This is a genomic window from Pseudarthrobacter sp. NPDC058196, from assembly GCF_042882685.1.
In the GTDB taxonomy this organism is placed as follows: domain Bacteria; phylum Actinomycetota; class Actinomycetes; order Actinomycetales; family Micrococcaceae; genus Arthrobacter.
The window spans coordinates 212175-232201 of record NZ_JBHVVN010000010.1; the positions used below are offsets into that span (position 1 = coordinate 212175).

Genomic DNA, 20027 nt, shown 5'->3' on the forward strand with positions numbered 1-20027 from the left:
GGCAAAATGGCCACGCGATTGGAAGTACCTCCCGGGGCGGTCACCACAAACCCGCCCGGCAGCAAGGACAAACCCCGGAACAAGCCCGGCGGCTGGAAGCTGGCCATCAAGCGCGACTGGCGGCTCTACACGCTGGTGCTGCTGCCGTTGGCCTACTTCGCCATCTTCCGCTACCTGCCCATGGCCGGCAACGTCATCGCGTTCCGGCAGTTCCAGCCCGGCGGCAGCATCTTCGGCGAGAAGTGGGTGGGGCTGAAGTACGTCACCTTGTTCATCAACGATCCCAGCTTCTGGCAGGCCTTCCAGAACACCATCATTTTGGGCGTGCTGACGCTCCTGTTCTGCTTTCCCATGCCCATCATCTTTGCGCTGATGCTGAACGAGCTGCGCTCACAGAAGTTCAAGAAATTCGTCCAGACCGTGGCATACCTGCCGCACTTCATGTCCGTGGTGATCATCGCGGGAATGATCCTGCAGAACTTCTCCATGACCGGAACAGTGAACCAGATCGCCAGCACGGTGTTCGGCAGCACGGTGAACTTCACGCAGGACGCCGCCTGGTTCCGGCCCATGTACATCAGCTCCGAGGTGTGGCAGACCATGGGCTGGGGCGCCATCCTGTACCTGGCCGCCCTCACCAGGGTTGACGAGTCGCTGTATGAGGCCGCCAGGATCGACGGCGCCAACCGCTGGCAGCAGACCTGGCACGTTACCCTCCCGGCCATCCGGCCCACCATCATCACGCTGCTGATCCTGAACATCGGCACCTTCATGGCCGTGGGCTTCGAGAAAATCCTGCTGATCTACAACCCGCTCAACTACCAGACCTCGGATGTCATCTCCACCTACCTGTACCGGGTGGGTCTGGAATCCTCCAACTTCAGCTACGCGGCCGCGATCGGCATGTTCGAATCCGTCATCGGCCTCACGCTGATCCTCTCCGCGAACGCCATCTCCAAACGGCTCGCCGGAACGAGCCTGTGGTGAAAGGGGCCACCGTGAAAGGGATAACCGTGAAGGAAACCGCAGTGCAGGAGGCCACGGCGCCCACGGCGGACACCGGTGTGCTGGTCAAGGATATGAAGGTCTCCCGCAGCATGCGGGTGTTCCGCGTGGCCAACCTGGTGTTCCTGCTGGTGGTGGTCTTCCTGACCATGTATCCGTTCCTGAACATCCTGGCGCAGAGCTTCTCCAGCGAAGGGTTCATCAACGCGGGACAGGTCAACCTGTTCCCGCTGGGGTTCAATACCCAGACCTACCAGCTGATCCTGGCGGACCCGGTGTTCTGGCGGAATTACGGCAACACCATCCTCTACACGGTGGTGGCTACCGCGATCTCGATGGTCCTGACCACCAGCTTCGCGTACGCCATCGCCAAGAAGGACCTCAAGGGACGCAGCGTGTTCATCGGCATCGCCGTGTTCACCATGTTCTTCAACGGCGGGCTGATCCCCAACTACGTGCTCATCACGTCGCTGGGCATGCGGGACACCCTGTGGGCGGTGGTGCTGCCCAACGCCATCAGCGTCTTCAACCTGCTGATCATGAAGTCGTTCTTCGAAAACATGCCACGGGAACTGGAGGAGGCGGCCGCCATCGACGGCCTCACCCAGTACGGCGTCCTGTTCAGGGTGGTGCTGCCGCTGAGCAAGGCCATCGTGGCCACCATGGTGCTGTTCTATGCCGTGGCCAACTGGAACTCCTGGTTCCAGGCGTTCCTCTACCTGGACAACCCGGACCTGTTCCCGGTGACCATCTACCTCCGCAACATGATTGCCGGGGTCACCACCGCGGGCTCCGCCGGCGGCACGGCAGAGAACGTGGGCCAGATCGCCGCCAACATCCAGTCGGTGACCATCGTGCTCACCATCATCCCCATCCTGTGCGTCTACCCGTTCGTCCAGAAGTACTTCTTTTCGGGCGTCATGCTCGGCTCCGTCAAGGAATAACCCGTTATGAAAGGAAAACCCATGATCCGCAGACGAGACTTCCTCGGCCTGTCCGCGCTCGCAGCCTTCGGCCTGGTGATGGCCGGGTGCGACTCGGATTCCGGCAGCAAGGTGGACACCTCAAAGGCCCGCAACGGTGCGATGGACAGCTTCGGGGTGGGGGACACGTTCAAGGCGACGACGCCGCTGAGCTTCACGTTCCTGTTCAGCGATCAGCCCACCTACCCGTACAAGAAGGACTGGCTGCTCTTCACCAAGATGGCCAGCGACAACAACGTCACGCTGCAGCCCACCATCGTCCCCAGCAGCGACTACGAGCAGAAGCGCAGCCTCCTGATCAGCTCCGGCAGTGCCCCGGAGATCATCGCCAAGACCTATCCCGGCCAGGAGAGCGCGTATGTGTCCTCCGGCGCGGTCCTCCCGGTCAGCGACTACGTGGACCTCATGCCCCACTACCAGGACAAAATCAAGAAGTGGAAGTTGGAACCTGAAATCGCAGGACTCACCCAGGAGGACGGGAAGTACTACGTCCTGCCCGGCCTGCACGAGGAGCTCTGGCCGGACTACACGCTCGCGTTCCGCACCGACGTGCTGGAAAAGGAAGGCATTGCCGAGCCCAAGAGCTGGGACGAGTTCCGCGAGGTGCTTCGCAAGCTCAAGAAGTCCCACCCCGACGTCGTGCCCTTCTCCGACCGGTTCAACGGCAACAGCGTTCTGAACGTTGCGGGCACCGCCTTCGGCACGGTGGCCGGCTGGGGCCTGGTGGATGGCCTGGCGTTCGACGACGCCAAAAAGCAATTCGCCTTCGGCTCGGCCAGCAGCCAGTTCAAGGACCTGGTCACCTACTTCAACTCGCTGGTTTCCGAAGGCCTGATGGACCCGGAAAGCTTCACCCAGACCGACGATTCCGCCATCCAGAAGTTCACGTCCGGCAAGTCGTTCGTGATCAGCGCCAACTCGCAGAACATCATCACCTACCGCACCTCCATGGAGCAGTCCCTGGGCAAGGGCAACTTCGCGGTCCGCAAGATCACTGTCCCGGGCGGCCCTGCCGGTGACCTGATCGGCGGGTCGCGGCTGGAGAACGGCATCATGCTGAACTCATCGGTGAAGGACAAGGACAGTTTCGTGGCGCTGATGCAGTACATCGACTGGTTGTTCTACAGCGACGCCGGCCAGGAATTCTCCAAGTGGGGCGTGCCGGGCACCACCTACACGAAGGACGGCAGCAAGCGCGTCCTGGCGAAGGACATCAACTTCCAGGGCCTGAACCCGGCCGGCACCAAGGACCTCCGCGTGGACTACGGCTTCTCCGGCGGAAACTTCTCCTATGGCGGCACCACGGACCTGCTGCAGTCCACCTTTAATGACGAGGAGCTGGCGTTCCAAAAGGCCATGAAGAGCAAGACGCCCAAGCCGGTGGCGCCGCCCGTGCCGTTCAGCGACACGGACCGCGAACAGGCCACGCTGGTGCTCACACCGCTCAAGGACCACGTCAAGCAGAACACCCTGAAGTTCATCACCGGACAGCGGCCCCTCTCCGAGTTCGACGCTTACGTCAAGGAGCTGGACAGCAAGGGCATGGGCAAGTATGTAGATTTGGCCAACAAGGCATACAAGGCTTACGCGGACAAGAAGTAGAGCGGACGACGGCGGCAGCGGGCCTGCCGCGGTGACCGAAAGGCAGTTGGTGGTTCAGAAGAAAGCGGAGTACGGTGCCGGCCCCCTGTTCAGGGCGGCCGGCACCGTGGCGGGCGTGATGACGGGCTCGGCCCTCCTGGTGCTGGCCAACGTCCTGCTCCCGGTGGCACTCGTGGCGGCCCCCTTTGCAGGGGTTTGGCTGGTCCTGCCGGCGCTCGTTCCGGCCGGGCCGGCCCTGGTGGCATGCATGTACGCGTTCAACCGCGTGCTCGCCGGGCATGAGGGCCAGGTGTACCAGGACTTCATCCGCGGCTACCGGACGAATGCGGGCCAGGCCCTGCAGGTGTGGCTGCCGTACCTGCTGGTCCTGGCCGTCATCGCGGTCAACCTCGCGGGGCTGCCGTCGCTCGGGCCGGCCGCGCCGGCACTCCGGCCGGCGTTGGTGGTCCTTGCGCTGCTCATGGCCACGGCGGCCTTGAACGCGCTGCTGCTGTTGTCCCGCTTCTCGTTCCGGACCCGGGACCTCTACCGGCTCTCCCTGTACAGCTTCAGCGCCCGGAAGCGGGTCTCGTTGGGCAACGCCGGCATCCTGTTCGTCACCGCCACACTGCTGCTGATGACCACCACTTACCTGCTGCCGCTGCTCGCCGGGACCGTGGTGTTCCTGGCGTGCCTGAACTCCCGCCCGCTGCTGGCGCTCGTTGAGGAGAAATTCACTGCCGCCTGACCCCTTCAGGCGGTGCGGGAAGCGGCTGACTGAATGGCTTTGGCGAGGTCACCCGATGGACCCTACGCCGATCTGGCAGCAGCAGGTGTCCGGAAGACCATGGATGTCCTCGATCCCAAAACCCGGGCATGAGCCGGCGAGCTGGCCCACCGCGTCCGGGTCACCGCGCTTCCCGCCTCGTGCCGCGCCATCAAATCCGCGCTGGAGGAGGCGATGGACGAGGTGCGCGCGATCCGCCTTCGCTACACGGCGGGGGACGGAACCACCACCACCCTCTCCGGTCAGTACGCCTGGAGCGGCGTTACCGTTACCGGTGTCAGCATCTCCCGGTCAAAGCCCACCACGCGGCGGCCGCCGTGCAGGATGAGTTCGTGGGTGTGGATGTCCCGGCTGCTGGAGGTTGAAACATGCAGCTTCACCAGGCCCGGGGTCACCACGCGCTTCAGGTCCACGCCGGTGAAGGACGTCCGGTCCGCGTGGACCGTGAACTCCACGTGGGCCGAGGCGCCGGCGGCGACGTCCACCCGGGCATAGCCAATCAGTTCGCGGACCGGCCGGACCACCTCGCCCACCGGGTCCTCGAGGTAGAGCTGCACCACTTCCGCCCCGTCAACCAGGCCGGTATTGGCCACCGTACATCCCACGGTGATGGCGCCCGACGTCGTCATGGTGGGCCCGCTGGCCGTGTGGCAGGAAAAGTCGAAGGTGGTGTAGGACAGGCCGTGCCCGAACCCGAACAGCGGCGACGGATCCAGCGCGCTGACGCCGGACGGGCCGGCCAGGCGGCTGTGCAGGTAGGTGCCAGGCTGCCCGCCGGAAGTCCGAGGGACGGACACCGGCAGCTTGCCGGAGGGGCTCACGGCTCCGGTCAGGACGTCCCACAGCGCCTCGGCACCCTCCTCGCCCGGGAAGAACCCCTGGATGATCGCCCCGGCCCTGCCTGCGAAGTCGCCCAGGGCGTAAGGCCGGCCGCTGAGGACCACCACGATGGTGCGCGTTCCGGCAGCCTCGGCCGCGGTGAGGACCTGGTCCAGCATGCGGTGCTGGTCACCAGGGAGCCGAAGGTCGGCAGCGTCGTTGCCTTCGCCGGAGGTGCCGCGGCCAAAGAGGCCCGCATTGTCACCCACCACGATCACGCAGGTGTCCACGACTGAGGCAAGCCGGCAGGCTTCCAGGATGTGCGGGTCGCTGATGGCCTCGCACGTTCCGGTGGCCGCGGTCCGGATCCGGCCAAAACGCTCGGCGGCTGCGCCGGCCACAGTGGGAACCCGGATGCCCATGGGCACCTCGGGATGGGAAGCGCCGACGTGGGCGTCAAAGGAGTAGCAGCCCAGCATGGCGAACGGGTCCTGCGCCAGCGGTCCCACTACGCCCAGCGACGCCAAAGCCGCCGCAGGCAGCGGCAGGCTTGGCCCGTCGTCGTGCGTCCTGTTGCTCAGCAGGACCAGGGACTGTGCCGCGATCTCCCTGGCCAGTGCCCGGTGGGCCGCCGGATCAAGGTCAATGGCGCCGGCAGCCAGGGCCGGGGGAGCGGGGTCGAAGTCAGGCGAGAGCAGGCCGGCTTCCTGCTTCTGCCGGAGCACCCGCAGAAGCGCGGTGTCAACCAGGGATTCGGGGACCTCGCCGGAGCGCACGCGCCCAAGCAGGGGCGTTCCGTAGCAGTTCACCGTGGGCAGTTCTACGTCGACTCCCGCTGCCAACGCCAGGGCTGCAGCCTCCCCGGAATCGGCGGCGACGCCGTGCGTGGCGTTGAGGAACGCGATGCCGAAGTAGTCCGCCACCACGGTCCCGGCGAAGCCCCACTCGTCCCGGAGCAGGGAAGTCAGCAGGGCGCGGTTGGCCGCGGCGGGAATACCGTCGGTGTCCGTGTAGGCGTGCATTACGGAACGGGCGCCGCCGTCCTTGATGGCCAGTTCGAACGGTGGCAGCATGACGTCCGCGATTTCCCGGGGACCCATGGAGACGGGCGCGTGGTTCCGCCCGGCGCGTGAGGCGGAGTAGCCTACGAAGTGCTTGAGGGTGGCCACGATCCCTGCCGCTTCCAGCCCTTTGACGTAGGAGCTTGCCAGGGTGCCCACCAGGTAGGGGTCCTCGCCAATGGTTTCTTCCACCCTGCCCCAGCGGAGGTCCCGCACCACATCCAGTACCGGCGCCAGGCCCTGGTGGACGCCCAGTTGCCGCATCTGGCCGCCGATCAGGCCGGCCATCCGGCGCACCAGCACCGGGTTGAAGGTGGCGCCCCATGCCAGCGGTACAGGGAAGGCGGTCGCTTTCCAGGCGGCCAGCCCGGCCAGGCATTCTTCGTGCACCTGGGCGGGGATCCGGAACCGTGAGGCGGCCATGATCTGCTCCTGGGCAGCGGCCAGCCGCCGCGCCCCCTCGAGCGGTTCCAGCGGAACCGTGCCGTACATCCGGGTGATCTGGCCGAGGCCCGCAGAGATCACGTCCTCCCAGGAACGGGCGTCCCCTGCCATTTCGTTCTGCAACGGAGCAACGGAGTCGCCGTCAGTGGAAGCATTCACCCACACGCCCACCAGCTGGGCCAGTTTTTCCTCCAGGGTCATCTGCCGGACCAGCTCGTCGGGGGACAGGTGTCCGACGGCGGCAGGCGGCTCGACGCCCTCCGCGGGTGAGGGGAGGGCTTGCTTTTCGGCGGCACCGCTGGTCACGGGCGTCTCCTAGGATCGGAAGATGTTTCTAAGAAAGTATCAGAAACTTATGTTTAGTTTCTAGATGAAAAACCCTTGACTCTGGAATCCAAATCTTCCTACCGTTGAAGTCAGGCCTGTTCTGCAGCTGTTCTGCAGCTGTACGGATCATCAGAAACTTCGGCTTGAGTACCGAAACTTTCTTATGGAAGGCCCGCAGCGCGGCGCCAACCCCTGCTGGCTCAACGCCAGATGGCCTGGCACCTTCACGGGCAACGACTTCACTGCAACGACGGAGAGAACATGCGGACGTACAAAGTGGCCATCGTGGGCACCGGCGGGATCGCCGCGGTCCACGCGGACAACCTGGCACGGACAGGCGGGCGCGCCGAGCTCGTGGCAGCCTGCGACGTGGACCAAGGCCGGCTGGACTCCTTTGCGGAGAAGCACGGCATTCCCGGCACATACCTAACCGTGGCCGAACTGCTCGCGGGGGCCCAACCGGACATCGTGCACCTGTGCACCCCGCCCATGCTGCACATCGACCAAGCCATCGAATGCCTCGAGGCCGGGGTGCACGTGCTCTCGGAGAAACCCCCGGCACTGAGCCTGGCGGACTTTGACCGGCTGGAGAAAGCCCAGGCCAAAGGCGGCGCCCAGTTCTCCTGCGTGTTCCAGCACCGGTTCGGGGATGCAGCCGGCGCTGCCCGGGAACTGATCGGGGGCGCCGGGTTCGGCCGCCCGCTGGTGGCCCGCTGCGATACCCTCTGGTACCGGCCGGACAGCTACTGGGACCTGCCCTGGCGCGGCACTTGGAACGCCGAGGGCGGCGGCCCCACCATGGGCCACGGCATCCACCAATTCGATCTCCTCCTGCACCTGCTGGGACCGTGGGAGGAAGTCACTGCGATAGCAGGCCGGCAGGCACGTGCCACGTCCACCGAAGACCTGTCCGCCGCGCTGGTCCGGTTCCGCAACGGCGCCGTGGCCACCATCGTCAACTCCCTGCTCTCGCCCAGGGAGACCTCGGACATCCGGATCGACTGCGAGTTCGCCACCGTGGAACTGAGCCACCTTTACGGCTACGCCACGGACAACTGGACCGTTACCGGCGCGCCAGGCCACGAAGACCAGGTCCGCACCGAATGGCACAGCCGGCCGCTGGAACGCGGCAGCGGACACTCCGCCCAGTTCCTGGCGATGTACCACGCGCTCGACGCCGGGCTTCCGCTGCCCGCCGGCGCGGACTCCGCCAGGCAGACCCTTGAGCTCGCTGCCGCGATCTACGCTTCCGCCTTTACCGGCAGGGCCGTCCGCCTCGGCGAGATTGTCTCCGGCCACCCCTTCTACCGCGGGATGGACGGAGACGGGCTGGGCACTGCCGCCTTGGATGCGACGGCCCTCAACGATTCAGCTTTAGACGCAGCACGCGCCTGACACCCCATACCCCCAGGAGCTTACCGCCATGCCCACCACCACCCCTTCAGCCGTCCACACTGCCCGGCTGGATGTCACCGACGACGGCGCAGCCCTCACCTTCACCGCCGACGGCAAGCCCATCGCCACCTACACCTACCGGCCCACGGACCCCCAATACGAGAGCCCCCGCCCGTTCTTCCATCCGCTCACCACCCTTGGCGGAGACGACGTGACCATCTCCCGGCCCTGGGACCACGTCTGGCACAAGGGCCTTTCCTGGGCGCTCCCGAACGTGGGCAGCCACAACTTCTGGGGCGGCGCCACCTACACACGCGCCACGGAGTACGCCAACCTGGACAATAACGGCGCCATGACCCACACCTCCTTCACTGGGATCGAGCACTCCGGCGCAGGGATCACGGCGTCGGAATCCCTCACCTGGACCTCGCAGGACGGTGACCCGGTCATGGCGGAGGACCGCCGCTTCACCATCCAGCTGCTGCCGGACAGCGGTGCCGGCGAAGAAACCGGGGGTGCCTACGCCATCCTCTTCGAAACCCGGATGGGCAACATCTCCGGGGCAGAGATCCGGATCGGCAGCCCCACCACGGAAGGCCGCCACAACGCAGGCTACGGCGGCCTCTTCTGGCGCGGGCCCCGGTCCTTTGCCGGCGGCGAATTCCGCAACGAGGACGGCACCGGAACCGACGAATTCATGGGCACCCGCTCGCCGTGGATCGCCTTCACCGGCAAGCACGATGTCAGCTGCCGGTCCTCCACCGTTGCCTTCGTGGAGGACGGTTCAAACCCCGGCGCACCCAACCAGTGGTTTGCGCGGTCCTCCATGTTCGCCTGCCTGGGTTCGGCCCCCTTCTTCAGCGCAGAGGTCCCGCTGCGTGAAGGCGAACCGCTGACGTACCGCTATGCGGTGGTGATCGCCGACGGCGAGGTGGACTCCCGCCGCGCCGCGGCGCTGGCGGCGGCCGCGCAAACCGCCCTTGGCAGCTGGGCCTGAGCGTGGGCTCGACGTTCCCGGGTGCCACCGGACTGTCCGAGATCAGCATTTACGACTGGCCGGGGGTGGACGGCGCCGCCGGCGGGTCGCCGCACGTGCACACCGCCTCCACCGAAGCCTACGTGGTGCTCGAAGGCTCCGGCCGGCTGGAGACCCTTGATTCACGCGGGTTCACCACCACTGCGCTGGTGCCCGGGGTGGTTCTCTGGTTCACCCCCGGCACAGTCCACCGGGCCATCAACGATTCGGGGGACCTGAAGATCCTGGTGGTCATGCAAAACGCGGGGCTGCCCGAACACGGGGATGCCGTGATGACCTTCCCGCCGGAGCACCTCACCGACCCGGCCGCTTACGGCCGCGCCGCCGCCCTGGAGCACAAGGATGCCGACACTGGACTGGCCGTAGCGGAGGAAGCCGCGCGCCGTCGTCGTGACCTGGCGCTGGAAGGCTACCTGGCGCTCAAGGACGCTGTCCTCAAATCCGGGCCGGCGGCGTTGGCGGGATTCCACGCCGCGGCCGCCCGGCTGGCGTCAGCCAGGGCCGGAGCCTGGGCCGGGCTTCTCGCAGGGGGCGCAGCCCGGCAGGCGGAGGTCACCAGGCAGCAACTGGTTTCCCTGGACACGGCGGAAAGTATCTATCTGGCGAACGCGCGAACTACGATGGGAAAACGGGAAAACCGCAGGATTTACGGCATGTGTGGCCGGATCCAGGCGTGGGAACTTTCCGATAATTAGCCCCGGGCGCGTGACCCGGGTGAAAGGGTGGTTTCCGTGGTGAGCAAACAGGACACCGGGCGCGCGACGATCAGCGAGATTGCCCGCGAGGCCGGCGTATCCGTTCCCACCGTGTCCAAGGTGCTGAACGGGCATGCCCACGTGGCCGCGGAGACCCGGGCACGGGTGGAGGAAATCATCGCCCGGCGGGATTACGCGCGCCGCCCTGCCAAGCGCCGGCAGAAAGCCGGCCTGGTGGACCTCGTGTTTCCCGGTCTGGGCTCGGAATGGGCCCTGGAGATCATCGAGGGCGTGGAACGGGTGGCGCAGGACGCCGGGTACGGAACCGTGGTGAGCAGCCTGAGCCTGGACGGGTCCCGGATCCGGCCCTGGCTGGCCAACCTCGCGGAGCGGAAATCGGACGGCCTGCTGATGGCCGTGTACCAGCTGGACGCCAAGCAGATCCAGCGGGTGAAATCGCTGGGGATCCCGGTGGTCCTGATCGACCCCGTGGGCCAGCCCGGACCGGACCTGATGACCGTGGGCGCGGCCAACTGGGAGGGCGGCTACTCGGCCACGGAGCACCTGCTCAAGTTGGGGCACACGCGGATCGCCATGATTGGCGGACGCGAAGACCTGCAGTGCAGCAGTGCCCGTGAAAACGGCTACATTTCCGCGCTGCGCCGGGCCGGCATTGCGCTGGACCCGGCACTGATGGTGCCCGGCGACTTCTCGATCGAAGCCGGCGAGGCGGCCACCCGCAAGCTGTTGGCACTGCCGGACCGGCCGACGGCGATCTTCACCGGAAACGATGACCAGGCACTGGGTGCCTACCGTGCTGCGCGCTCTGCCGGGCTGCGCATCCCGGAGGACCTGTCCATCATTGGATTCGACGACATTCCGGCCGCCGAATGGGTTGAGCCGGGCCTCACCACCATCCGGCAGCCGGTGGTGCAGATGGCGGAGACCGCCATGCGTGCCCTGCTCCGGCACCTGGACGGCGACGAGGAACTGCCGCAGCGGATCGAGCTGGGCACGGAACTGGTGGTCCGCGGATCCACGGCGGCCCCGGCAAAACACTGACCCGGCGCCGGCCCTGATTAGGCTGGAGCGATGGATTATGTACTTCGCCGGGCCACCCCGGAGGATGCCGAGGCCATCGTGCTCATGCATACGGCGGCGCATGAGGAAAGCTACGGACACCTGCTCTCGCCCGGATTTTTTGCTGAACGGCGGCGCTCAATCCCGGAACGCGTGGCCCGGCGTCGGCCGTATCTTGACGTTCCCCACCCACGGATCGTCGCCGAGGATGCCAGCGGTGAAATTGTGGGCCTTGCCGATGCCGGCCCGCCACGGGAGGACAGCCCATTTCCGCTGGAGCTGTACTCGATCTTTGTCTTGTCCCGGGCACAGGGGAGCGGACTGGGGAAGGCGCTGCTGGGGGCCGCCCTCGGCGATTCGCCCGCCTATTTGTGGGTGCTGGAAGAGAACGTGAGGGCGCAGTCCTTCTACCTCCGCCAAGGCTTCGCGTTCGACGGCGGTCGCGGCAACCTTCCGCCGGAGTGGGAAAGCGTGCCGGAACTGCGGATGGTCCGGGACCGGCCCGCTACCGCGCCGATCCTATCGGACCACATTGAGGTCTAGACAGATTGTTGAACAACTTTTAGACTGATGAACACTTCGGGGCACATCCACAACCCCGTCTACTTGGGATTTCTTCACCCCATATTCCAGAGGGAACTCCTCTGCCACTCCTGCATTTTTTTGGGCAAGCGCCCCCAATCCATGAGGTCATCATGACAAAAGTACAAGAGATCGGCTCCAACGAAGACGTTGGCAGATTTGCTTGGTATAAAACGCTGGGAGCCCGAGGCCGCAAGGCCTGGATGGGTGCCTTCGGCGGTTATGCGCTCGATTCCTACGACTTTCAGGTACTGCCACTCGCTCTTGTAGCGATTGGTACGTACTTTCACATCTCAACAGGCCAAGCGGGCCTGCTCACCACCGTCACCCTTGTCGTTTCGGCGGTTGGCGGTGCCCTCGCCGGCATCATGGTAGACCGGATAGGTAGAACCCGGACCCTCATGATCACGGTCGCGTGTTTCGCCGTGTTCACCGTGCTGTGCGGCTTTGCCACCAGTTTTGAGCAACTATTGGTGTTTCGTGCCCTACAAGGGCTGGGATTCGGTGGCGAATGGGCAACCGGTGCAATCCTTGTCGCCGAATACGCGAAACCCGAATACCGCGGCCGGGCCGTCGCTTTCATCCAGAGCTCCTGGGCCGTCGGCTGGGCACTCTCAGTCATTTCCTACACAGTGATATTCAGCTTCGTTCCCTCGGATATGGCCTGGAGAGTCCTGTTCTGGACAGGCGCGATTCCAGCCGCGCTGCTGATTTTCGTGCGTCGAAACGTCAAGGACGCAGATTCCGCGACAGAGCGGCGACTCGCCAGTTCGTCCCGGGGCCGGTTCTCCCAGATCTTTTCCGGCCCCCTCGGCCGGACCACCTTCTTCGCGTCGCTTTTAGCCACGGGAGTTCAAGGCGGTTACTACACGCTTGCATCCTGGGTGCCAACCTTTCTGAAGACGGAAAGGGGACTCAGTGTTGTGGGTACCGGCGGCTACCTGGTGTTCCTCATCTCCGGAGCATTCATCGGTTATATTTCCGGCGGGTACCTGACGGACAAGCTCGGGAGGAAGAAGACGTTCTTCCTCTTCTCGATCCTCTCGACTCTCATTATTTTCGCCTATGTGAACATTCCGGCCGGTGCGAACACCCTGGTTCTCGTTCTCGGGTTTCCCCTTGGCTTCTTCACCTCTGCTATTTTCAGCGGGTTCGGGGCGTTCCTCTCCGAACTCTATCCGTCCCACCTCCGGGGAACCGGGCAAAGCTTTACCTACAATTTCGGCCGTGCCGTAGGGGCCTTTTTCCCGGCGCTCGTAGGATTCCTCGCGGGTAGTTGGGGACTGGGCGGAGCCATGGTTTTCGGTGCCGCGGGCTACGCCATCGCCGTGCTTGCCTTGCTCGGTCTACCTGAAACCAAAAACCGCGAACTGGCCTGACAGATCCACTAAGGAAGACATGAAATCCCTGGACCTTCTAAAAGCTCGTAACATCACCCCGGAGGCCGCCCGGGCCGGCTTCCGGGCGGGAACTGCGGTCCCCACCTCGGGTTGGGCTGCCGGTTTTACGCAAGTCAACATGATCTCGGTACCGTCAGACTGGGCCTACGATGTCTTGTTGTTCTGCCAACGAAACCCCAAGCCGTGCCCCGTTCTCGACGTGACCGACCCTGGCTCCACGACAACGGCGCTGGCTCCTGCCGCCGACTTGAGGACAGACCTCCCCCGCTATCGTGTCTGGCGAGACGGGCGCCTGGAGGACGAAACCCCGAATGTGCTTAGCGAGTGGCGCGAGGACCTCGTCACGTTCCTCATCGGATGCAGCTTCACGTTCGAGTCCTTGCTGGTGAAAGAAGGAATCCCGCTCCGGCACGTGGAGCAGGGCAAGAACGTCTCCATGTACATCACTGATATTCCCTGCCGACCCGCCGGCCGCCTGCATGGACCAATGGTTGTTTCAATGCGGTACATCAAGGCTGACCTTGTAGAGACCGCGGTCCAGGTCACTGGGCACATGCCTGCCGTACACGGGGCCCCGGTCCACATCGGCAACCCCGAAGCCATCGGCATTCGGGATCTGAACCGTCCGGATTATGGTGATGCCGTAATTCCACAGAAAGATGACGTTCCCGTGTTCTGGGCATGTGGTGTTACCCCCCAGGCTGCGCTCCTGGAGTCCCGGCCGCCCTTCGCAATTACTCACGCGCCTGGCTACATGCTCATCACCGATGCCGCCGACTCGGACTATCAGATCTTCTGAGCACTCGCGGGCGTCCGTGGTCAGGCTTTGTGGGCGTTTCGGACTGCCGGCGGGGTTTGTCCCTGCATGACCCAGCGGTTGCCGTCGGGGTCGCTGAAGTAGGCGAACAGGACGCCGCCCAGGTCCTGGATTTCGCTGATCTCCGCCCCGCGGTGCACCAATTCTGTCCGGACGGCGGGGAGGTCCGGTACCACCAGCTGCAGCCCCTCCAGGCTGCCCGGCGCCATGGCGGTCATGCCGGTTCCGATCACCACCGAGGCGGCGGAGCCTGGCGGCGTCAGCTGGACAACGCGCATGCCGGGAATGTGCTCCACGTCGTGGTCCAGCACAAAGCCCAATTGTTCTGTGTAAAACGCTTTTGATTTCTCGACGTCGGAAACCGGGACCTGGACAACCTCGAGGCGCATCTGCATGCGGGCAACTCTACCTTTGCCCATGGCAACGGGGAACGGTTGTCCGCCGCGGGTTGAGTCACCTTCCCCTCGGAATTATGACGCGCGGGAAGGCCTCTTCCTCAAGGTTCCCTCAAGACTGGCTGAATGTTGGCCGAGTATTCCCGTAGACGAGAAATCCGCACGTCACAGGGCCGTAGGCTCAGCGGCATCGAGTGTTGCACGGCTTAGCAGAAGGCCAGGCAAACAAAGGGGTGCCGAATTGCTTGGCCTCCTCGTCATTGGGGAAAAATGTCCGACTACGAGACCCTTTTGGGGGTTGCTCCGTCCGCGCCGGCGCCGAAGCCGCCGCGGAATCCACGCGCTTCGACGTTCATCATCGGAGCTGTTACCGCCATCTTGATGCTCCTGGGCGCACTTAGCGGCGGTATTGGAGGCGCCCTGATTTTCCTGGGCATCTCCGTTGCGCTGACTGGTCTATACGTCCTGCTCACGGGGCGGCGTTCCTGGGCCTGGCTGCCGGCGAAACGCAAGGCCGGCGGCGTCGCGATCGCGGCGTCCCTCGCCCTCCTCATCGGCGGTGCCGTGGCGCTGCCCCGCGTCGCAGGCGCGGACCTTGAGGCGGCCTCCGCGGAGAGCAGGGCGACGGCGAGGGCCGCAACAGCGAGCGTCACTGCGCCAGCCGTGGAGGCGCCGTCGCCCACTCCCACCCCTGCGCCCGTGGCTGAGGAAACCGGCGAACCTCTGGACCCGGACACTCCGAATGCCGTGGCTGCGGGTGCCAACGTGGCAGCGCCCAACACGCAGCCCGCCTACGCCACCAAGGCGATCGACCTGCTGGCAACGCTTCCCATCAAGGGCCGGGCGCCGAAGACGGGCTATGACCGGGCGCAATTCGGGCAGGCATGGGCGGATGTGGACCGGAACGGTTGCGATACGCGCAATGACATCCTCAAACGGGACCTCACCGGCATCACATTCACGAACAGCGTGCCCTGCAAGGTGCAGTCCGGCACCCTCGCCGATCCGTACACGGGCACCACCATCAGTTTCGAGCGCGGTGCCGCGACGAGCACCGCTGTGCAGATCGACCATGTGGTGGCGCTGAGCGACGCCTGGCAGAAGGGTGCCCAGCAGTTGACCGCCGGGCAGCGGACGGCATTCGCTAATGACCCGCTGAACCTGCAGGCGACCGACGGGCCCATCAATCAACAAAAGGGCGACGGCGACGCCGCCACCTGGCTGCCGCCCAACAAAGGGTTCCGCTGCGAGTATGTGGCCCGGCAGATTTCAGTGAAGGCCACATACGGGCTGTGGGTGACCCAGGCCGAGCACGATGCGATGGCACGGATCCTGGGCGACTGCGCCGGTCAGCTGGCGCCGACCAACCAGCAGGACCCGGCGCCCGCGGCTGCCGAGCCCGCGCCTGTTGTTGCGCCTGCACCTGCTCCGGCTCCCGCTGCCCCCGCGCCTGCTGCCCCGGCCTCTGCTCCGGCTCCCGTTGCCCCCGCGCCCGCTCCGGTTGCCCCTGCTCCGGTGGCGCCCATTCCCGCGCCGGCCGCTGTGTATTACGCCAACTGCACTGCTGCGAGGGCCGCTGGAGCGGCGCCGATCTACGCGGGCCAGGCCGGATACCGTCCGGCGCTTGACCGCGACTCCGACGGCATCGCCTGCGAGTAGGCGTTCTTGCCCGGGATTCTCCGGGCCCTCTTGCCACCATCACCATCACCATCACACGCATTCCTAGGGGGAATCATGAAAGAAAACATCGGGCCTGCAGCCGGCAGGTTGAAGAAGACGCTGGCTATGGCTGTGCTGACCGGGCTTATGTTGACCGGTTGCGGCGGCGGCAAGCAGGCGGCGGTGGAGCCCGCCTCCGCCGCATCGGCGACTGCCACGGTGGAAGCCTCCGTCACCGTCCCGGGAGTTGTAGGACTGACCCTGGACAAGGCGACGGACCAGCTGGAAAAGCTCGGCTTCAAGGTTGACGCGAAGGACACCGTCGACGGCAAGGCCATCGGCGCGACGAAAAACTGGCAGGTGCTGACCCAGGACCCTTCAAACGGCATACAGGCAACAAAGGGCTCCACAGTGCACCTTGGGGTGAAATCCCTGGAGAAGGTCGCCGCTGAAAAGGCCGCTGCCGAGAAGACGGCAGCCGACAAGGCAGCTGCCGACGCCGCCGCAGCCGCGAAAGCCGCTGCCGACAAAGCAGCGGCGGACAAGGCGGCATCGGACAAGGCGGCGGCTGATCAAGCTGCCGCTGCCAAAGCGGCAGCAGACCAAGCTGCGGCAGCCGCGGCTCAGAAGGCAGCCCAGGCTCCGGCACCTGCTCCTGCGGCCGTTCCTGCTGCGCCGGCGCAGCAGGGCTACTACGCCAACTGCACAGCCGCGAAGGCCGCCGGTGCGGCCCCGCTGTACAGGGGTCAGCCAGGTTACAGGTCGGCTCTGGACCGCGACGGCGACGGAGTTGCCTGCGAGCGTTAGAACCGCGGGCAGGACGGCGTGCCGTGGAAACTTCCTCTACGCGGAGGTTTCCACGGCATTCCTGTGTCCGGGTCAGAGGCGGGCCGCCGGAATGGGCACCCACCTCCGCCACGGATTACGATTCGTGCGCTGTCGTGGCGGCGGGCGGGCGCCGGGAGACGATCACCGGACCCTTGGCATGGTGGAGGACGGCATGCGCCGTCGACCCGATGCTTCCCTTGATTAGGCCGTGGCCTTTGGTCCCGACGACGGTCAGGCGTGCGCCCTGGGACGCATGCAGGATGGCGCGGGGAACTGAGGTGTCGGTCAGCAGCTGCTGTTCGACCGTAAGACCAGGTGCCAACTCCTGCGCCTTCGCGACAGCCGAGTCCAACAGGGCCTCGGCCGCGGCACCGGGATCGACCGGGTCCCGGACAAGCCGGTAGCCGGCCGGAACTGTCCGGACGTGAATGATGACGAGCCGGGCTCCCGAAGACGCAGCCGCGGCGCAAGCATCTTCAAGTGCCGCAGGGGACGCCGGGTCATCAACGGCGACCACTACGGGACCGTCAGGGTCTTCGCCGGGTTTTATCACAGCCACTGGACACGAGGCGGTGGCTGCCATCTCGAGGCTGACTGAGCCGATGAGCAGGCCCATGAATCCTCCGAGTCCGCGGCTTCCGAGGACCAGCATGGCCTGACCTGCGGAGATCCTGGGCAGATGGGCGGTGGGGCTCCCGGACAGCAGGCTGGTCAGGACTTCCACCTCCGGGGCGGCCTGGTGCGCGTGATCGCCGCCCTCCTGGAGCGTCTTTTCTGCCGCGTGCTGGAGCCCGCTGTCCTTCACTCCGGGGACCGGACCGAGGTTCTTCGTCAGCAGCGGCCAGAGGGTGCAATGCACCAGATGCAGCTGAAGTTTGCGCCGGGCCGCTTCTTTTGCGGCCCATCGGACCGCGAGTGCAGCCGGCTCCGAACCGTCGTAGCCCACCACGATGGCTTTGGATTCCACAATGCCCCCAATCCTCCGGTACCGGCCGCCACGGCGTCGTGGACTGCCCGGCTCTATTTTCTTATGCAGAGCCCAGGACAGGCCAGGGGCCAATGTCCCGCGACGGACAGCATGATTTGCGCTGACCGCCCTGGAACCGAACTCCACTGCCGGCAGCCAACTGCAGGAATCAGCCGTGGATGCGTGCCGCCGGCCTACGTTAGAATCGACGTATCAAGGGGAGTACTCCCGTCTGTGATTGGCCCGTCAATACGGATGCAGCGAAGCATCCCGGGCCGTCGGCTCCGGATCAGTCCGGGCGGAGGAGACCTTGGCGTATCAATCAACGCCGACCCTTGGAGTACCCAAATGCAGGTAACACCACTGATCTGGATCATCACCCTTGGTGTGACAGTCCTCTTCTTCGTTTACGAGTTTTTCGCGCACGTGCGCAAACCCCATGAGCCTTCCATCGGTGAATCGGCGCGCTGGTCGGCTTTCTACATTGGGCTGGCCCTGCTGTTCGGAGTGGGCATCGGCCTGGTGTCCGGCTGGCCCTACGGCGGGGAGTACTTCGCCGGCTACCTCACCGAGAAAGCTCTCTCGATCGACAACCTCTTCGTCTTCCTCATTGTGATGAGCGGGTTCGCTGTCCCGAAGAAGTACCAGCAGAAGGTGCTGATGATCGGCATCGTCATTGCGCTGATCCTTCGCGGCGGTTTTATCGCCATTGGGGCCGGCCTGATCGAGAACTTCTCCTGGATCTTCTACATCTTCGGCGCACTGCTGCTCTTCCTGGCCTACAAGCAGGCTTTCGGCAGCCACGACTCCAACCCTGCCGACGGCAAGTTCATGCAACTGGTGCGCCGCGTCCTGCCAATCACCGACGAGTACCACGGCGACAAGCTCACCGTGAAGCAAGGCGGCACGCGCTTCTTTACCCCCATGATGCTGACCATCATCGCCATTGGCTTCGTGGACCTGATCTTCGCCGTTGACTCCATCCCGGCCATTTACGGTCTCACCAACGAGGCCTACATCGTTTTCACCGCCAATGCCTTCGCCCTGATGGGCCTGCGCCAGCTGTTCTTCCTGATCGGGGGACTGCTGGAACGCCTCGTCTACCTGGCCCAGGGCCTGGCCGTCATCCTTGCCTTCATCGGTGTGAAGCTTGTCTTCCACGCCCTGCACGTGAACGAACTGTCCTTCGTCAACGGCGGACAGCCGCTCCTGTGGGTGCCTGAGATCCCCATCTGGTTCTCGCTGCTGTTCATCGGCGCCACCATTGCCGTAGCCACGGTGGCCAGCCTCATGAAGACCCGTGGCGATAACGACGGAAGTGGGCGCCATACGGTGGGTGGCGGTCCGGTTGCTGCGGCCTCCGAGGAGGACCCGGAAGCGCATGGGCAGCCGGCGGAGGACACGACTCCTGCGGCCGGCACACCGAAGTAACAGCTGTGACTCACTGCATAAGACGAAGATCCGGCTGCTAAAGCCGGCGGCAAGCCCCGGTGGCCTCCAGAATCCCCGCAGCTGCAAGGATTTTGGAGCCATCGGCCACAGCGGATGGCTGATTTGCAGTGGGGTTGGTGGGCGTGTATTGTTTTCTGAGTCGCCGCCGCTGATGCGGAAAAATAGCGATAAAAACCCCTTCTGAACGGCCTGAAAATGGCTCGCCTTCGTGGTGTGCCTGATGGGCGGGGCTGGTTGTGAGGACCTGAAATCGACGGGAACGTTGATTTGCGGTGATCCTGATGATCGGGTAAGTTTGGAAAGTTGCTCCGGAGCGATCCTGAACGTGAGTTTGGGTGGTGCTGGGTGTGTCTGTTGTTTGAGAACTCAATAGTGTGCCAAGTTTGTTGATACCAATTGTTTTATGGATTGGTTGATTGTGCTGTGCCGCCACCCCGTGGTGTGCATGGTGTTTTTGGCTGGTTTCAAATTTTGTGCAGCTGTGGTCGCCGTTATTTCCGGTGGTTGTGGTTGTGTCTGTTTTTGTTTTACTTCAACGGAGAGTTTGATCCTGGCTCAGGATGAACGCTGGCGGCGTGCTTAACACATGCAAGTCGAACGATGATCTCCAGCTTGCTGGGGGGATTAGTGGCGAACGGGTGAGTAACACGTGAGTAACCTGCCCTTGACTCTGGGATAAGCCTGGGAAACTGGGTCTAATACCGGATATGACCT

At 64.7% G+C, this 20027-nt stretch carries 18 protein-coding genes, 1 rRNA gene and 1 pseudogene; 16 read left to right on the forward strand and 4 right to left on the reverse strand.

The annotated features are described in order from the left end of the window. Positions 1-6 precede the first annotated feature (6 nt). The 5 genes and pseudogenes from ACFVVC_RS15965 to ACFVVC_RS15985 all read left to right on the forward strand — a co-directional run. Complete coding sequence (locus tag ACFVVC_RS15965; RefSeq protein WP_387455257.1) at positions 7-987, forward strand: ABC transporter permease; 981 nt, start codon at positions 7-9, stop codon at positions 985-987. Between the two features lie 92 nt (positions 988-1079). Beyond that, positions 1080-1949, forward strand: coding sequence for a carbohydrate ABC transporter permease (locus ACFVVC_RS15970; protein ID WP_387455328.1), 870 nt, complete (start codon positions 1080-1082; stop codon positions 1947-1949). A 6-nt stretch (positions 1950-1955) separates the two neighbouring features. Next, positions 1956-3590, forward strand: coding sequence for an extracellular solute-binding protein (locus ACFVVC_RS15975; RefSeq protein ID WP_387455260.1), 1635 nt, complete (start codon positions 1956-1958; stop codon positions 3588-3590). Between the two features lie 49 nt (positions 3591-3639). Further along, on the forward strand, positions 3640-4317 hold the full coding sequence (locus tag ACFVVC_RS15980; RefSeq protein WP_387455262.1) for a DUF624 domain-containing protein: 678 nt from the start codon (positions 3640-3642) through the stop codon (positions 4315-4317). A 36-nt stretch (positions 4318-4353) separates the two neighbouring features. Further along, a pseudogene (locus ACFVVC_RS15985) lies at positions 4354-4590 on the forward strand (transcriptional regulator); the annotation flags it as partial. Positions 4591-4598: 8 nt separating this feature from the next. Here ACFVVC_RS15985 and ACFVVC_RS15990 read toward each other — a convergent pair. Next, positions 4599-6986: a glycoside hydrolase family 3 N-terminal domain-containing protein gene (locus ACFVVC_RS15990; protein WP_387455265.1), complete on the reverse strand. Its 2388-nt coding sequence runs from the start codon at positions 6984-6986 to the stop codon at positions 4599-4601. Between the two features lie 282 nt (positions 6987-7268). Between ACFVVC_RS15990 and ACFVVC_RS15995 the strand changes: the two genes are divergently transcribed. The 7 genes from ACFVVC_RS15995 (at position 7269) to ACFVVC_RS16025 (ending at position 13994) form a co-directional block, all read left to right on the forward strand. After that, positions 7269-8402, forward strand: coding sequence for a Gfo/Idh/MocA family protein (locus ACFVVC_RS15995; RefSeq protein WP_387455268.1), 1134 nt, complete (start codon positions 7269-7271; stop codon positions 8400-8402). A gap of 28 nt (positions 8403-8430) precedes the next feature. After that, complete coding sequence (locus tag ACFVVC_RS16000; RefSeq protein ID WP_387455271.1) at positions 8431-9399, forward strand: PmoA family protein; 969 nt, start codon at positions 8431-8433, stop codon at positions 9397-9399. Between the two features lie 2 nt (positions 9400-9401). Continuing rightward, positions 9402-10133 carry a cupin domain-containing protein gene (locus ACFVVC_RS16005; protein ID WP_387455272.1) on the forward strand — a complete coding sequence of 244 codons (732 nt, stop codon included), beginning with the start codon at positions 9402-9404 and terminating at the stop codon, positions 10131-10133. A gap of 36 nt (positions 10134-10169) precedes the next feature. Further along, on the forward strand, positions 10170-11195 hold the full coding sequence (locus tag ACFVVC_RS16010) for a LacI family DNA-binding transcriptional regulator (RefSeq protein ID WP_387455275.1): 1026 nt from the start codon (positions 10170-10172) through the stop codon (positions 11193-11195). 30 nt (positions 11196-11225) lie between these two features. Then, the gene (locus ACFVVC_RS16015; RefSeq protein WP_387455278.1) at positions 11226-11756 is read left to right on the forward strand and encodes a GNAT family N-acetyltransferase; all 531 of its coding nucleotides are present in this window, start codon (positions 11226-11228) and stop codon (positions 11754-11756) included. Positions 11757-11908: 152 nt separating this feature from the next. Further along, positions 11909-13174, forward strand: a complete 1266-nt coding sequence (locus ACFVVC_RS16020) for an MFS transporter (RefSeq protein ID WP_387455281.1) — start codon at positions 11909-11911, stop codon at positions 13172-13174. Positions 13175-13193: 19 nt separating this feature from the next. Further along, positions 13194-13994, forward strand: coding sequence for a putative hydro-lyase (locus tag ACFVVC_RS16025; protein ID WP_387455284.1), 801 nt, complete (start codon positions 13194-13196; stop codon positions 13992-13994). Between the two features lie 20 nt (positions 13995-14014). Here ACFVVC_RS16025 and ACFVVC_RS16030 read toward each other — a convergent pair whose 3' ends face one another. Beyond that, on the reverse strand, positions 14015-14407 hold the full coding sequence (locus ACFVVC_RS16030; protein ID WP_387455286.1) for a VOC family protein: 393 nt from the start codon (positions 14405-14407) through the stop codon (positions 14015-14017). A gap of 270 nt (positions 14408-14677) precedes the next feature. Here ACFVVC_RS16030 and ACFVVC_RS16035 point away from each other — a divergent pair, with 270 nt between their 5' ends. Together ACFVVC_RS16035 and ACFVVC_RS16040 are read left to right on the forward strand one after the other, a co-directional pair. Next, positions 14678-16066 carry a DUF1524 domain-containing protein gene (locus ACFVVC_RS16035; RefSeq protein WP_387455289.1) on the forward strand — a complete coding sequence of 463 codons (1389 nt, stop codon included), beginning with the start codon at positions 14678-14680 and terminating at the stop codon, positions 16064-16066. A gap of 75 nt (positions 16067-16141) precedes the next feature. After that, a complete protein-coding gene (locus ACFVVC_RS16040; RefSeq protein ID WP_387455292.1) occupies positions 16142-16873 on the forward strand; it encodes an excalibur calcium-binding domain-containing protein in 732 nt (243 codons plus the stop codon). 115 nt (positions 16874-16988) lie between these two features. Here the strand turns inward: ACFVVC_RS16040 and ACFVVC_RS16045 are convergent, their stop codons facing one another. Further along, a complete protein-coding gene (locus ACFVVC_RS16045; protein ID WP_387455295.1) occupies positions 16989-17861 on the reverse strand; it encodes a universal stress protein in 873 nt (290 codons plus the stop codon). A gap of 348 nt (positions 17862-18209) precedes the next feature. Here ACFVVC_RS16045 and ACFVVC_RS16050 point away from each other — a divergent pair, with 348 nt between their 5' ends. After that, on the forward strand, positions 18210-19292 hold the full coding sequence (locus tag ACFVVC_RS16050) for a TerC family protein (RefSeq protein WP_387455298.1): 1083 nt from the start codon (positions 18210-18212) through the stop codon (positions 19290-19292). Between the two features lie 37 nt (positions 19293-19329). On the opposite strand, the gene ACFVVC_RS16055 is transcribed toward ACFVVC_RS16050, so the two are convergent. Then, positions 19330-19746, reverse strand: coding sequence for a hypothetical protein (locus tag ACFVVC_RS16055; RefSeq protein WP_387455300.1), 417 nt, complete (start codon positions 19744-19746; stop codon positions 19330-19332). A 99-nt stretch (positions 19747-19845) separates the two neighbouring features. On the opposite strand from ACFVVC_RS16055, the gene ACFVVC_RS16060 reads away from it, so the two are divergent. Beyond that, positions 19846-20027: ribosomal RNA gene (locus ACFVVC_RS16060) — 16S ribosomal RNA — on the forward strand; the annotation flags it as partial.

What these genes read in the sequence shown, in the direction of transcription:
- ACFVVC_RS16020 (WP_387455281.1), top strand. Translation starts at nt 11,909, where the DNA reads ATGACAAAAGTACAAGAGATCGGCTCCAACGAAGACGTTGGCAGATTT.
- ACFVVC_RS16025 (WP_387455284.1), top strand. Translation starts at nt 13,194, where the DNA reads ATGAAATCCCTGGACCTTCTAAAAGCTCGTAACATCACCCCGGAGGCC.
- ACFVVC_RS16035 (WP_387455289.1), top strand. Translation starts at nt 14,678, where the DNA reads ATGTCCGACTACGAGACCCTTTTGGGGGTTGCTCCGTCCGCGCCGGCG.
- ACFVVC_RS16000 (WP_387455271.1), top strand. Translation starts at nt 8,431, where the DNA reads ATGCCCACCACCACCCCTTCAGCCGTCCACACTGCCCGGCTGGATGTC.
- ACFVVC_RS16015 (WP_387455278.1), top strand. Translation starts at nt 11,226, where the DNA reads ATGGATTATGTACTTCGCCGGGCCACCCCGGAGGATGCCGAGGCCATC.
- ACFVVC_RS16040 (WP_387455292.1), top strand. Translation starts at nt 16,142, where the DNA reads ATGAAAGAAAACATCGGGCCTGCAGCCGGCAGGTTGAAGAAGACGCTG.
- ACFVVC_RS16030 (WP_387455286.1), bottom strand. Translation starts at nt 14,407, where the DNA reads ATGCAGATGCGCCTCGAGGTTGTCCAGGTCCCGGTTTCCGACGTCGAG.
- ACFVVC_RS15965 (WP_387455257.1), top strand. Translation starts at nt 7, where the DNA reads ATGGCCACGCGATTGGAAGTACCTCCCGGGGCGGTCACCACAAACCCG.
- ACFVVC_RS15995 (WP_387455268.1), top strand. Translation starts at nt 7,269, where the DNA reads ATGCGGACGTACAAAGTGGCCATCGTGGGCACCGGCGGGATCGCCGCG.
- ACFVVC_RS15970 (WP_387455328.1), top strand. Translation starts at nt 1,080, where the DNA reads ATGAAGGTCTCCCGCAGCATGCGGGTGTTCCGCGTGGCCAACCTGGTG.
- ACFVVC_RS15975 (WP_387455260.1), top strand. Translation starts at nt 1,956, where the DNA reads ATGAAAGGAAAACCCATGATCCGCAGACGAGACTTCCTCGGCCTGTCC.
- ACFVVC_RS16050 (WP_387455298.1), top strand. Translation starts at nt 18,210, where the DNA reads ATGCAGGTAACACCACTGATCTGGATCATCACCCTTGGTGTGACAGTC.